The following is a 12,908-nucleotide window of genomic DNA, read 5'->3' as shown; positions in this document are numbered from 1 at the left end:
GGGCCGCGAACGAACGTGCTTGCGTCATCCCGGTGTTCGCCGAGATGGGTACTGTCAATCCTGTGGTCGTCACTCCAGCCGCAGCCGCCGACATCGCGACGATCGCCAAGGGCTTCGTCGCCTCGTTCACGCTCGGCAACGGACAGTTCTGCACCAAGCCGGGACTCGTGCTGGTTCCCCGCGGGGTCGACGCGACGCGCATCATCGCCGGTGCGCTCGAGGACGCCTATCCACAGCCGGTCATGCTGACCCAGGGGATCGCCGAGGCCGTCGAGCGCGGTGTCGCCGAGCTGCAGGAAGCCGGTGCGACGGTCGTCGCCCAGACCTCGATGCCCGGACCCGGGTGGTCGGCATCGGCCACGGTGCTCGCGGCGCCGTTGAATCTGCTCCGCGAGGGCAACCGGGTGCTCGAAGAGTGCTTCGGCGCCGTCGCGGTCGTCGTCGAGTACGACGATGTCGACGAGATGCTTCGCGCCGTCGGCGCGCTCCAGGGTGCGTTGGCCGCGAGCGTCATGATCGCTGATGACGATGAGGATGCGTCCGCGGTGCTCGACCACGTGCAGCGCAAGGTCGGCCGGGTCATCGTCAACGAATGGCCGACCGGTGTCGCGTTCACCTGGGCGCAGCAGCACGGCGGTCCGTGGCCGTCGACCTCGAACGCGGCCTCGACGTCGGTGGGTGCAGCCGCGCTCGACCGGTTCGTGCGCCCCGTCGCGTTCCAGGGCTTGCCTGACTCGCTGCTCCCGGCGCCCCTGCAGAAGGCCAACCCGTGGGGCATCCCGGTGCGCATCGACGGAGTTCTCGTCCAGCCGGAGCCGGTGTGACCGGCCCCCTCGACGGAGTCGTCGTCGCCGACTTCAGCCGGGTGCTGGCCGGCCCGCTGGCCACGTCGACGCTGGCTGATCTCGGCGCGACCGTCATTAAGGTCGAACGTCCGGGAGTCGGCGACGATACCCGGCACTGGGGTCCGCCGTGGACCGCGACGACCAGCGCCTACTTCGAGAGCGCCAATCGCTCCAAGCAGAGCGTCGAGCTCGACCTCGGCCTCGACGAAGATCGGCAGATCGCCCTCGAGCTCGCCGGCAGCGCCGACGTCCTGGTCGAGAACTTTCGGCCGGGCGCTCTGGCGGCGAAGGGGCTGGGCTACGAGGCACTGTCGGCCGTGAACCCGCGTCTCGTGTACTGCTCGATCAGCGGCTTCGGCAGCGGCGCCGGGCGCACCTGCCGGGCTACGACTTCTTGGTGCAGGCGGTCGGCGGGCTCATGAGCATCACCGGTGATGCGGACGGCGAGCCGACCAAGGTCGGCGTCGCGCTGGTCGACGTCCTGACGTCCAAGGATGCCGTCTCCGGCATCTTGGCCGCCCTGCTCGAACGTGAGAAGTCGGGCCTTGGACAGCATGTCGAGGTCAACCTGCTGTCGAGCCTGCTGGCGTCGATGGCCAACCAGGCCTCGTCCTTCCTGGCGACTGGTGTGTCGCCAGGAAGGATGGCAATCAGCATCCGTCGATCGCGCCCTACGAGACCCTGCGCTGCGCCGACGGTGCGATGGCGGTGTGCTGCGGCAACGACGGCCAGTTCGCCAAGCCGCCGGTGCTGTCGGATCCCCCCACCTGATCGATGACGCCCGGTTCCGTACTAACGCCGACCGCGTCGCGCATCGGCTTCAGCTGGTCCCGCTGCTGGAAGCCGCCCTGGCCGCCGCACCCGTGGCCCACTGGGTCGCCGCCCTGACCGCGTGCGGCGTGCCGGCCGGGCCGTCGGCGACATCGGCTCGGCGTTCGCTCTGGCGGGCGACCTCGGACTCGACCCGCGCATCGCAGTGGGTGACGAGTTCGTCGACCAGGTCGCCCATCCGGTGACGTACTCCCGCACACCTGTCGACCACTACGGCCCACCACCGCTGCTGGGCCAGCACAACGACTCTGTACGAGCCACCTACTCCAACAAGACGAGGACATCATGAGCACCCACAGCAAGCGCATCAAGCTGGACCCGCTGGACCTGGCCGGGATCGACGACCTCCTCAGCGTCGAGGAGAAGGCCGTCCGCGACTCGGTCCGCCAGATGTCGCAGGAGCGGATCCAGCCCTACGTCGCCGACTGGTTCGAGAACGGCGCGATCGACGATCCGCACGGTCTCGCCAAGGAGCTCGGCACCCTCGGCGTGCTCGGGATGCACCTCGACGGCTACGGATGTGCTGGCATGAGCGCCACCGACTACGGCCTGGCGTGCGTCGAGCTGGAGGCCGTCGACTCCGGCATCCGCTCGCTCGTGTCGGTGCAGGGCTCGTTGGCGATGTTCGCGATCTGGAAGTGGGCCAGCGAGGACGTCAAGCAGCAGTGGCTGCCGTCGATGGCTGCCGGCGAGGCCATCGGTTGCTTCGGACTCACCGCAGCCCGACCGCGGATCCGACCCGGGCGACATGCGCACCGTGGCTCGCCGCGACGGTGGCGACTGGGTCATCAACGGCCGCAAGATGTGGATCACGAACGGCTCGATCGCCGACGTGGCGGTTGTCTGGGGCGCAGACCGACGAGGGAATCCGCGGATTCGCGGTGCCGACCAACACCCCCGGGTTCAGCGCTCCCGAGATCAAGCACAAGATGTCGTTGCGGGCGTCGGTGACCAGCGAGCTGGTCCTCGACGACGTGCGGGTGCCCGACGCGTACGCCTTCCCCGAGGTGCGGGGACTCCGCGGCCCGCTGAGCTGCCTCAACGAGGCTCGCTACGGCATCGTCTGGGTGCGATGGGCGCTGCCCGGTCTTCGCTCGCCGCGGCACTGTCGTACTCGATCGACCGCGAGCAGTTCGGCAAGCCGATCGCCGGCTTCCAGCTGACGCAGCAGAAGCTCGCCGACATGAACCTCGAGTACACCAAGGGCATGCTGCTCGCGCTGCACCTCGGTCGCCGTAAGGACGCCGGCACCCTGCAGCCCGAGCAGGTCAGCCTCGGCAAGCTCAACAACGTCCGCGAGGCCATCGAGATCTGCCGGACGTCACGCACGATCCTCGGCGCGAACGGGATCTCGCTGGAGTACCCCGTCATCCGACACATGAACAACCTCGAGTCGGTGCTGACATATGAGGGAACTGTCGAGATGCACACCCTCGTGATCGGCCAGGCGATGACGGGCATCCCCCGCCTTCCGCTGATCGCGTTCACACTCAGCACGCCACGTCTCCCTCAGTGGGAGATGTGGCGTGCTGACGTTCCTGTGTCGACCCCGCGAGGGCTAGTTCAGGTTGTCCGTGCTCGTGCTTCATCGACCAGTGCTCGGGCAGCGCGTAGCGCGGCGGTGCGCTGGCGTGATGTGAGAAGCGCGTTTCCGTAGTGGGCGCCTGGCTTGAGGGCTATGAGCGAACGGGAGCTTGTTGCCCAGGCTCTTGTCGACGCGCTCGAGCAAGGCTGCCGCTGCGGCATGGTCGTTGCCGGAGTAGTACTCGCCGAGGGCTGTGGCGCAGATGACGTCGCCTGCCGCGATTCCGGCCAGCACGGCCGTGCCGACGCACACATTGATCGCCTCACCGTCTTCAGCCTCGACGAGCTCGGCGACTTCGAGGTACTTGCGCCCGACGTCTCGACGTCCGAGGGCCCAGGCGCGGTCGGCAGCTCGGGTGGTCAGCCTTTTGGGAGTCATGAGCTTCAGACCTTGATGGGTCCGGCGTCTGTCAGGACCTTGATGTCTGAGCCGGACAGGGTGACGGCATCGGCACGTAGTTCGTCGATGATGCGCTCGCCGGCGGCGACCGCCCGATCAAAACGCTCAACGTCGAGGTGCAAGACTTCCAGGTGATTGCCCGTCCAGGCCCGGACCTGGTTTTCCAGGCCTCGGATCTGCGCCTGCCAGCTCGAATCTGGATCGACGTCAATGCCGCCGGGGGTGATGATGAACAGGTCGATATCGCTCTCGGGGCCGCCGTCGCCTCGGCGAAGGACCCGAACACCGAGGCATGAATCGGGGCGGGATCAAGCGCTTCGACTGCGAGGGTGAGGCGCGCGAAGAGCTCATGCCTGACAGCGATGGCTGACAGCAGCGCTGGCATCAGTAGATGGTCTCGGTTGAGCCGGTACATGTAGCCCCGGTTGATGGGATCGGCGATGACGAGGCCGTGCTCGGCCAGTCGATCCAGCACTTTCCTGGTCCCCGAGCGAGAGCCCCGCTGTGTCAGGCGGGCGACCTGCGTAGCCCCGAATGCTGACTCGCTGCGCGAGAGCACGAGCAGGACATCGGCGTCCAGGCTAGGAATCAGCGACCGGAGTGGAAGAGAAACGTCCATGTCTTCACTATGTCACTTTTGTGCCTTTAAGTCACTAAAGTGCCTTGAAGGCACAAAAGTGACATCGGGGGACGCGTGCGCCTGCGGCAGGCGTCGGCCGATATCGTCGCGGCATGTCTCTTGTTCTGCTCGCCTCGGACGGCCCGATCCGCATCATCACGCTCGAACGCCCCCGAGCGGCTCAACGCGCTCGACTGGCCGCTGCTCGACGAGCTGAAGGCAGCGGTGCAGACGGTCGCGGACGATGCGGAGGCGCGAGCACTCGTCATCACGGGCGCCGGCCGGGGATTCTGTGCGGGAGCGAACCTGTCGAACCTGTTCGGCGACCTCGACCGGCCGACCGACGAGATGCGCGATCACCTCATGAAGGTCTACGACTCGTTCTTGGGCATCCGCGACCTGACGATCCCGACGATCGCGGCGGTCAACGGTGCCGCGATCGGCGCCGGGCTCAACGTCGCCCTGGCCTGTGACGTCGTCGTGGCCGGTCCGCACGCGGGCTTCGGGCCGACCTTCGCCGAGATTGGACTGCACCCCGGCGGCGGGTGTAGCTGGATGATGACCGAGCGCATGGGCCGAGCCAGGGCGACAGCGGCACTGCTGTCGGGCGCGATCATCCGGTCGGGGGAGGCGTACGCAATCGGTCTGGCTGATGAGGTCGCCGACGACGCCTTGGTGGCCGCGACCGAGCGGGCCCGGCTCTATGCCGCTCGTGAGCCCAAGCTGATGGCTGACATCAAGCAGTCAGTACGCATCGCCGCGACGTCAGATCTCGCGACGTCCTTGGACTTCGAGGCATGGGCGCAGGCATCGTCGATGCGCAACGAGCGGTTCCGCACGTTCATGCAGCGCTTCGCCGACTCCGACTGACCTCAACCGACCGGCATCCCGGCAATGAACTGATCGCCTCGCAGATCGCGATGCCGCGAGAGCTTTTCCGCGTCGGTGGCGGTGTTCGACACCGCTCGCGTTCGGCGTGTCTCGCAACTGGCTCGATCGGTTCAACGAGCACGGTGAAGTGATGGGGCGTGGAGCTGCAAGGGGCCCCTTGCCGGCGGCAGCGCAACGCGAAGGGCTACCGGCTGACGCTCGGCGCGCGGGGTGCTCTACGCCGCCAAATAGGTCATAGGCGGGGATAAGACGCAGGTTTGGATTCGCGAGGGGACGCGATCAGGTGAACACAGGCATCACCCTCGAACTGGCCGTTCCTGCTGAGGAGTCTCGTCGAAGGCGCGGGCGACGTGATCGTATGCAATGTGCTCCTGCTCGAGGCGAAGCGCTGGCGCTCGACCCGCGTGAAGCACCTCGTAGAGCCTCTGCTCGGCTTCGGTCAGGTGCGCCAGAGTCCCAGTCCATGGCTTTGGTTCGGTTCGCCAGAAAGGCTTGTGTGCATCGAAGGTTGCCAAGTCCATCAGCACGCTCCGCACGTGGGGTGTGGTTGCGCGAACGGCGTCGAGGATGCGAAGGCCGTGCGTGTCAAGGTCGCCCCAATAAGTCACCGCGACCAGGCTTCGCCACTTGATGGCCGCCAGGAGTTCGTGGGCGCCATAACCTGCGCCCCAAAGCACGAGCCTGCCTTCTTGGTGGGGCGTGGTGAGGAAGGAGATCTTGTTTTCGACCACCACCACTTCGCGCACTCCTGCCGCTGGTGCGTCCAATTTCGCAAGCTCGGCGATGGGCCACGTGACGTCCCCAACCGAGAGGTCGGCGAGTGGAACGTTGAGCGTCGGGTGAAAGCGAGCGGTTACGGTCTTCGGTTGCGGCATCGCTGCCGCTCCTGAACGCTCGTCGTGCTCGGAACCAGCGTCGGCCTCCGCCCACTGTGTGGGAAGCCCGAGCATGGCGCGGTTACCGCGGACGCGTACCGAGCGCTGTTCGGAGATGAAGCCGAACCGCTCCGCGAAGTCGGCTCGGAACCCCCGAGTAGGCCCGTCGGTCAAAGGTTCTGGGCCTTCGATTCTGTGCGTGGTGGGGAGCACGGCGTCCAAGATGTGGGTCAGGAGCGTCCTGTGCTGCTCCACGACCTTTGTGTGCAGCCCGGGCAGCGGGACTTGGCGGACGTAGATGCCGGGGCGCGGGTTCTCCATGAGCCACTGCGCGAAGGCGACTAACAGTGGCCATTGGTCTCCGGCCTCCAGGACCTCGAAGGGGCGGCGCAATGCCACGCCGACACATGCCTCTCCCAGACTGGATGCATCTGCAAGAAGAGTCTTGAAAGTCGCAGCTTGAGCGGCTTGCTGACGGCCGAGCAGCCCGAGAGCCGCGACCGGGGTGGTGATGACGGCGCTGGCGGGGATGGTCTGCATCCCAAGGACCCCGGCGCGCCTTCGTTTTGTGACGAGTACCCAACCCGGAAGAGGTTTCGATGGCGTTGCTGAGTAGTAGTCGCTGCTTCCTACGCAGTCGGACGAAGCTGCAGCGGCGGAGCCTTGGACGGCGGCAGCGGCGTCACGAAGATCTCTGCTCCATGCCTGTACCTCGGTTCGATTCTCGATGAGGTCGTTCCCGCTAGGCCCAGGCAGGCGAACCCGCAGAGGAAACGCTGTCCACTGCTCGGCTGGGACATTGAGTTCACGTAGGACGTTGCCGTTGTCCCAGTGCTTGCGTGCCGCGTTCGTGACGGTGGCAGGCGTTGCCCAGGTCCCCGAGCCTGTCGCCAACTTCTTGTGCCCTGCCTGCGCGGATGTCATGCCAAGTCTCCAGCGATGCTCTGATCGTCGTCGCCAAACTCGATGACTTGAACTCTGCCTGCACCAGCTCGGGACCCCTGACGACGCCTCGCGCGGTACTCCTCGATCGGCATGCTGATGAGCTGGCCGCGAGTCCCAACGGGGCGGACGTAGGCGAGCGCATTGACGTATTGCTCGATGATGTGAATCTTCTGCAGCGGGGTCACAGTCAGGAGTTGCAGACCAAGTCGGTCGAACAGTTCCAGGCCGAACCGAGTCGAATCTTCGGATCCTCGGCCAAACGCTTCGTCGATCATCACGAATCGGAACGCGTCGGTGCGACCACCCGCGAGCCCGTACTGGTATGACAGGGAAGCAGCAAGCACGGTGTAGGCGAGCTTCTCCTTCTGCCCGCCCGATTTGCCGCCCGAGTCTTGGTAGTGCTCGACTTCGGTATTGTCCAGGCGGGCGCGCTCGGAGGCAGAGAACTCGAACCAGTTCCGTACGTCGGTAACTTTGGCGGTCCAGTTTGCGTCTGCCGTCGTGAACCCTTCGCGGCCGGCGAAGCGGTCGAGCAGTTCCTTCACACGCAGGAACCGGATCTCGGCGTACGCCTCGTCATCACCGAGCATGGTGTCGCCGGTGATGGCCTCGAGTTGGGCGCGAAACTCGCGAACCATCGAATCTGGGCTGAGGTCCCGCTCGAGACAAATAAAGGTCCCGGGTCGGTAGTCGATACCGCGCAGCGCGCTGTTAATGACGTCAATACGTTCGGCGATAGCACGTGAGTCTTGCTCGAGTCCAACGCTGAAACGTGCAAGATGGTGGATGGCGTTCGTCTCGAGCTCGGTGCGAAATTCGTCCTCGAAGCGAGGCAGGTCGTCGCGCGCAATTCGATCCCGCATAGCGAGGAATTCGATCCGTGATTCGGGATCAGTAGTGACGATCTCGCCGACCCTGAGTGGCCATTCTTTGGTGAAGTCCTTCATGTGACCTACCAGTTCGCGTCCAGCACGCTCGCGGGTCGCCTGGGCACTGGTGGCACGGTCGGCCAGTTGCCTGCTGACGTCTCGTTGCCACGCCCCGATTGCCCCCAAAGTGCGCGGCGCGGGTACTTGCTCAAGCGCCTCGGCGAGCGCCTCTGCAGCGTGCTTGTCGAGATCGGGACCGACCAGCCGATCGAGCCGTTGACGAACTTCGGTGAGCGCGTCGTGGTGGTCGGACTCGGTCTTCTCCGCGGCCCCGACCTCAGATTCAGCTCTTGATCGTCGGTGGTCGAGGTCGTGCAACTCGTTCGCAAGGCGCTGCTTGACGGTGAGGTAGTGCGCGAGATCAGCATCCGAGGCGAATGAGGCGACCATTTCCTCGGCTGCGGTGACGCGATCGTGAGCGGATCCGAGGTCGATGTGGTTAAGGTCGGCGGTCTTCTGTCGTAAGAGGTTCACCGCGTTGACGCGTTCGCCGTGTTGGTTCTGTGCGATGCGACTTGCGTCAGCTATTCGTTTCGCTGCGATCGCGACCGCCTCAAGGCCGGGTAGGAGAGTTTCAAGAGCTTCGCGGCGAGCTGCGGTGTTCCATCCGAGGACGTAGTTAGCGGGTCCGGTGAGGTGCCGCCGGTCGTCTTTGATGTGCCGCGTGCCGTCCTTAATTTGGCCCGATGGGGTCACCGCCTTGCGGTGCTGGCGTAGCTCGGCTGCGGCTTCAACTCGGATGTGGTCGTAGCGGCGGTTGATGTCGGCGGTCAGCCATGCCGTCGCGAAGGTGTTAGGTCGGACCTCAACGACGGCGGCGATGGAGCGCGGATCTGTCGGCGTTGGGACTGGGGTGCCGGCCGGTACCGGGTGGTACTCCAACCGCCCACGCAGGTCGTTGTCATCCACCCAGGCTGAGACGCGGTCGTAGTCTTGTTGCGCCACGAGCAGGGACAGGGCGAACGGTCGCATTAATCGCTCGGCGGCCGGCTCCCAGTCGGTCGGCTTGCGGGGTTCGCCTGATCTAGTCCGGAACCCGTGAACGTCATGTTCCTGGTTGATGGTGAGCAGTTCGGCAACGTAGGGCAGGTCGGTGACCTTCAAGCCGAGTTCGGCGCACAGACGGTCTCGCAGCATGCGCTGGTCACGCGGAACGTTGCTTGCGGCAGTCCTTGCGGACCTGTGCTCTTCTCGGTTTCGCGCCACCGCCGAGGTCGCCTCGCGGAAGGACCTTTCGGTCTCCCACGCTTGGTTGCGCATTGCGACCTCACCCCCGGCAAGATCGGCATCGGCGCGGACCAAGGCATCCGCAAACCTCGGATAGTCGCTAACGCTGTCGAGGGGAGCGATGTCGAGGAGCGCGGCCAGCCGTTGTACTTCGGCTGCGGCTTCAGTGACGGTCAGTCGATTCGAGCGAGCCAGTTCCAACTCGTGCTCGGCTTCTTTGAGGACGGCGCCTCCGTGTGTGGCGATCGCGATCTCGTTTTGGGTGACGCGTGTCTGAGCCTGGCGCACATGATCGGTGAGACGGCCTCGATCTGCCCGCAGGCCAGGAAGCGTTCCGCGGACCTCGGCGAGCGCTGCTTCAAGGAGGCGTGCTCGCAGTTGCTCGGCCTCGTGAGCCATCGCGTCTTCGGCGGCGCGAGAGGACTCGATGCGTGCCAGGGCGCGGTCGTATGATTCAGCGTCGCGACGTAGCGCTTCAAGCTTGTCGAGTTGGCGACGTGCTTCTTGCACTAACTCGTGGGCACGAAGTAGATCGGCGTAGTGATCGAGAATCTTCGCGATGTCCAGAGGAGCGCTTGTTTCATCAAGCATGTGCTCGCGAACGAACTCAGTCAGATTCCCGACCTGCTTCATCGAGATCGTCTGCACCAAGAGTTTCAGCGCGTTCGACGTTAGGTTGAGATCGCGGCACAAGTTCCGCTGGTACTTACGGAAGTTATTCTCGAATAGTTCCGCACCCACGTCGTGGAGCGCGGCGCGTACGGCGCGGTGGTCGCGATGCCCAGTGAGATGGTCGCTGATGTCGAGATGGGTCCTGCAGGTGAAGTACAGGCTTGTTGGGGTTGGTCCCGTTTTCGGGGAACCAGAACACCACGCCGGCAGTCATTACGCCGGTGTCGCTGGCGAGGCCCGTGAAGCGTGCGAGTAAGACGCTGTAGGCGTTCCTGGTGTTGCGCAGGGTCTCAGGCTTGTCTGCCCCAGTTTCAGGGTCGCGGGTGCGACCGTATGTGCCGAGAACATAAGAGGCGAGAGTGCGTTCGCGGCGGTCGGCTCCGGCGGCCAGGTTGAAGGTGACGCGGCTTGTGTCGGCGAACAGCGTAGTGAGGCCGTCTACGACAGTGGATTTGCCGGCCCCGATCTGGCCAGTTAGCAGCGCGTTGCCAGAGAACATCCGTAGCCGCTGCACAACTCGGTCGAATGTGCCCCAGTTCAGCATCTGAAACTGTTCGAGCCGCACACCCTCCCGGTCCGTACCGGTCGTAGGCTGGTCGGCCTGCATATTAAGACTCGCGCTGCCGGTGTCTTCGAGCTCTGCGGACTTGGTCAGTGGCAGGGCTTCGAGATCCGCCAACACGCCGAACGCTTCAACGCCGTCATTGGTGCTTGTCACGGATGCTCCCCGTCCCTCGAGGCTAAGGGGCAGGTCGTCAGCGGGAGAATTCGTTACCACCCGCTCGGCCAGGCCGTCCGTCTCGGCCAACTGGGTGCTGCCGCGGATGGAGCGCGCCATCAGGCGGTCGCCGAAGGCGGCAATCCAGTCCGACGTCACCACCGCTTTGACAATCCGCCGGATCTCGAAGGTGTCCTCGTGGCCGCGAAGTTTGCGTAGATAGCCAAGGCGCTCGACGCTGGCAACATGCATCCCAATCTTGTCCGGGGATGTTCCTTCAGGATGGTAAAGCGTCAGCCATTCGACCATCTCGGAAGTGGTGACTACGACACGAAAAGCGACGGCGTCGGACTCTGCGCTGGTGAGGTGCCGGCGCAGCAGGATGAGCAGGACGGTCGGCTCCGAAGGTGAGCTTGTGCCGCCTGAACAAGCGCGGCATTCCTTCAGGGAGTTCGTCGAGTGTTCGCAGATAGGCATAGTTCTCGACATCGTCGACCAGTAGTCGCAGTCCGAATGGTGCGAGGTGGTCGCGCAAATGTGCGGTCTTCGTGGAAACGGTCGTCCACACGGCAGGATGATCTTCGGCGTACACCGTCCCGCCAAGCAGGTGGGCGAGCGCCACGGAGACCTCGATTTCAGCCATCGTGAGTCTCTTTTCCACTGGCCGAAGGGTGGGCGCCAAGGGGGTCAGCTTGGTCGGTCAAGCCATAGAGGACCAGAGGTACTTGAGCTCGGCGACGGCGACCGCTTCGATCGGTCCAGTCGATCATTTCGTCGCGGTCGGCAATGATGCGAGCGTCGGTGTCGGCGACTTGGAGATAGCCGACAAGCTCCGCGAGACCGTCTGCGAGCGGATGGTTCTCCACTACTTGCCGCAGGGAGGCCGTGCCGCCGTAGCGATCGCGGACGCTCGCGATGCGGACGCGTAGACCCTCGACGTCGATCCAGGTCAGGTCGAGCAAGTCCTCCAGCCCGTCCAGGCCGGTCAGTAGGTCCTCGTTCGTGTCATCCAGGTCCTCGTCGGTGTTGATCTCGACTGCCTCGCGGAGCGTGTAAAGAGGACGCTCGATTGGCATCGAGATGTCGGGACTCAGGTCAGCTACGTGATGTCCGGGCCGGGCGAGCTCGTCTCGAATGTCGAGAGCAGCGGCGAGAGTGGTGCGCATTGCGTTGTTAATGCGGCGTCCTTCGCTCCAGGTCTGTTCGTCGAGGAAGCGACGAAGTTGCGCTGACAAGGATGCAACGGTGGATTGAGTGGAATCGGCAGCGACCATGAGGTCGATGCGGAGAAGGTTGTCTGCCTGCCCAGCCCGGAAGTTGCCGTCCTCGGTAAGCGCATCGAGAGTGGGCAGCAGCTTCAGGAGATCGCGTAGTTCAGCCTGCTGACGTGCTGACAACAAATGCTCCCAGAAGGCCTTCCATGACCTTCCTTGGTCGGAGGCGCCAATCTCCGTCGTAGAACCAAAGACGCTTTCGAGAACTCGCCGCGGGGACCGTCCCAAGTGGTGGCGCGACGGCGGACGTCACGGTCAAGGCTACGAAAGTTCTCTTCGACCTCGCGCAGGTCTGTTAGGAGTTCACGAGCCGTCCCGACCGCCTGTGCGTAGCGCTCACGAATTGCCGTCGGGTCGAGGCTGGGTTGGTTGCCGGTCTCGACTGCGGCGATTTGAGCATCAATTTCTGCTCGCTGCCTCATCAACGCAGCGAGCCTGACCGCGGGATCGGTTGCGGCGCCGGCCGCGATCTGTCTGAGCAGGTCGCGCACCGTCATGAGCCGACTCGCGGTGCCGAGGAACTCACGTCGCCCGAGGCTATGCAAGAATTCTGCCGCAGTCTCGAGCGCGGCCGTCGGCTCATAGTGTGGGACGTCCGCATCGGCGGCATCGTGGGTCCCCGCCTTCGAGCCCAGCCCGGGGGAGCGGGTAGGACGGGTTGGATAGGTCCGACGCAGCCACCCTGTCTGCGGATCGCACCAATCTGCGATGTACGCCTCGGCCGAACGCGGGTAGGTGCCAGGCACACTCTCGCCCCCGGTGATCTCAAGTTGCCTATCGAATCTGCGGAGTTCGTCCAGGTGGTCTTCGAGTTTCTCTGTGAGCATCGGCCCCGGAAGCCGGCGTATGTTCGGCTCGAGGAAGACCTGCTGACAGAACCCGAGGATAAGACTCGCGTTGTCTGCGGCCAGCAGCCGCCACGCGGGATGATTGCGCCGCAGGTTGAGGAGTTCGTCGTGGCGCTGGCGGATGCTCACGGCGAGTTCCTCTCTAGCGCTCTGCGTAGTCACGGGTCGGGCGACCCAACGGCAAGTGAACATGCCCGTTGCGGAAACCTGGTATCAGTCTGACCCGCTTCGCGGACACTTAGTCCCGGTT

Annotated in this window: 11 protein-coding genes and 4 pseudogenes; 8 read left to right on the top strand and 7 right to left on the bottom strand. The window is 64.7% G+C overall.

Going from position 1 to position 12,908, the window contains the following annotated elements; all coding sequences use genetic code 11:
* Positions 1–44 precede the first annotated feature (44 nt).
* The 6 genes and pseudogenes from ACHMWU_RS26175 to ACHMWU_RS26150 form a co-directional block, all read left to right on the top strand.
* The gene (locus ACHMWU_RS26175; protein ID WP_396048471.1) at positions 45–824 is read left to right on the top strand and encodes an aldehyde dehydrogenase family protein; all 780 of its coding nucleotides are present in this window, start codon (positions 45–47) and stop codon (positions 822–824) included.
* Positions 821–1,267, top strand: a complete 447-nt coding sequence (locus ACHMWU_RS26170) for a CoA transferase (RefSeq protein WP_396048469.1) — start codon at positions 821–823, stop codon at positions 1,265–1,267. Before ACHMWU_RS26175 ends, ACHMWU_RS26170 begins: the two co-directional genes overlap by 4 nt.
* Positions 1,264–1,616: pseudogene (locus tag ACHMWU_RS26165) on the top strand (CoA transferase). The gene ACHMWU_RS26170 and the pseudogene ACHMWU_RS26165 overlap by 4 nt, the downstream one beginning before the upstream one ends.
* Positions 1,556–1,711: pseudogene (locus ACHMWU_RS26160) on the top strand (hypothetical protein); the annotation flags it as partial. The pseudogenes ACHMWU_RS26165 and ACHMWU_RS26160, both read left to right, overlap by 61 nt.
* Positions 1,712–1,737: 26 nt before the next feature.
* The gene (locus ACHMWU_RS26155; RefSeq protein ID WP_396049314.1) at positions 1,738–1,965 is read left to right on the top strand and encodes a hypothetical protein; all 228 of its coding nucleotides are present in this window, start codon (positions 1,738–1,740) and stop codon (positions 1,963–1,965) included.
* Positions 1,962–3,135 (top strand): annotated as a pseudogene (locus ACHMWU_RS26150) (acyl-CoA dehydrogenase family protein); the annotation flags it as partial. The gene ACHMWU_RS26155 and the pseudogene ACHMWU_RS26150, both read left to right, overlap by 4 nt.
* A 126-nt stretch (positions 3,136–3,261) precedes the next feature.
* Here the strand turns inward: ACHMWU_RS26150 and ACHMWU_RS26145 are convergent.
* Both ACHMWU_RS26145 and ACHMWU_RS26140 read right to left on the bottom strand, forming a co-directional pair.
* On the bottom strand, positions 3,262–3,639 hold the full coding sequence (locus ACHMWU_RS26145) for a hypothetical protein (protein ID WP_396048467.1): 378 nt from the start codon (positions 3,637–3,639) through the stop codon (positions 3,262–3,264).
* A 5-nt stretch (positions 3,640–3,644) separates the two neighbouring features.
* Positions 3,645–3,782: a hypothetical protein gene (locus ACHMWU_RS26140; RefSeq protein WP_396048465.1), complete on the bottom strand. Its 138-nt coding sequence runs from the start codon at positions 3,780–3,782 to the stop codon at positions 3,645–3,647.
* On the opposite strand from ACHMWU_RS26140, the gene ACHMWU_RS26135 reads away from it, so the two are divergent.
* Positions 3,777–3,956, top strand: a complete 180-nt coding sequence (locus ACHMWU_RS26135; protein WP_396048463.1) for a hypothetical protein — start codon at positions 3,777–3,779, stop codon at positions 3,954–3,956. The genes ACHMWU_RS26140 and ACHMWU_RS26135 overlap by 6 nt on opposite strands.
* A 398-nt stretch (positions 3,957–4,354) precedes the next feature.
* Positions 4,355–5,149 carry an enoyl-CoA hydratase-related protein gene (locus tag ACHMWU_RS26130; protein ID WP_396048460.1) on the top strand — a complete coding sequence of 265 codons (795 nt, stop codon included), beginning with the start codon at positions 4,355–4,357 and terminating at the stop codon, positions 5,147–5,149.
* Between the two features lie 317 nt (positions 5,150–5,466).
* On the opposite strand, the gene ACHMWU_RS26125 is transcribed toward ACHMWU_RS26130, so the two are convergent.
* From ACHMWU_RS26125 to ACHMWU_RS26105, 5 genes and pseudogenes are all read right to left on the bottom strand, one after another.
* Positions 5,467–6,969 carry a Wadjet anti-phage system protein JetD domain-containing protein gene (locus ACHMWU_RS26125; RefSeq protein ID WP_396048458.1) on the bottom strand — a complete coding sequence of 501 codons (1,503 nt, stop codon included), beginning with the start codon at positions 6,967–6,969 and terminating at the stop codon, positions 5,467–5,469.
* Positions 6,966–9,794: an ATP-binding protein gene (locus ACHMWU_RS26120; protein ID WP_396049229.1), complete on the bottom strand. Its 2,829-nt coding sequence runs from the start codon at positions 9,792–9,794 to the stop codon at positions 6,966–6,968. The genes ACHMWU_RS26125 and ACHMWU_RS26120 overlap by 4 nt, the downstream gene beginning before the upstream one ends.
* A 67-nt stretch (positions 9,795–9,861) precedes the next feature.
* A complete protein-coding gene (locus ACHMWU_RS26115) occupies positions 9,862–10,926 on the bottom strand; it encodes an ATP-binding protein (RefSeq protein WP_396049228.1) in 1,065 nt (354 codons plus the stop codon).
* Positions 10,814–11,179, bottom strand: a complete 366-nt coding sequence (locus ACHMWU_RS26110) for a DUF4194 domain-containing protein (RefSeq protein WP_396048456.1) — start codon at positions 11,177–11,179, stop codon at positions 10,814–10,816. Before ACHMWU_RS26110 ends, ACHMWU_RS26115 begins: the two co-directional genes overlap by 113 nt.
* Positions 11,172–12,850, bottom strand: a pseudogene (locus tag ACHMWU_RS26105) (DUF3375 domain-containing protein). Before ACHMWU_RS26105 ends, ACHMWU_RS26110 begins: the two are co-directional and overlap by 8 nt.
* Positions 12,851–12,908: the final 58 nt, after the last annotated feature.

This window comes from Aeromicrobium sp. UC242_57 (genome assembly GCF_044452305.1).
In the GTDB taxonomy this organism is placed as follows: Bacteria; Actinomycetota; Actinomycetes; order Propionibacteriales; family Nocardioidaceae; genus Aeromicrobium.
This window is presented reverse-complemented; position numbering and strand designations above follow the sequence as displayed.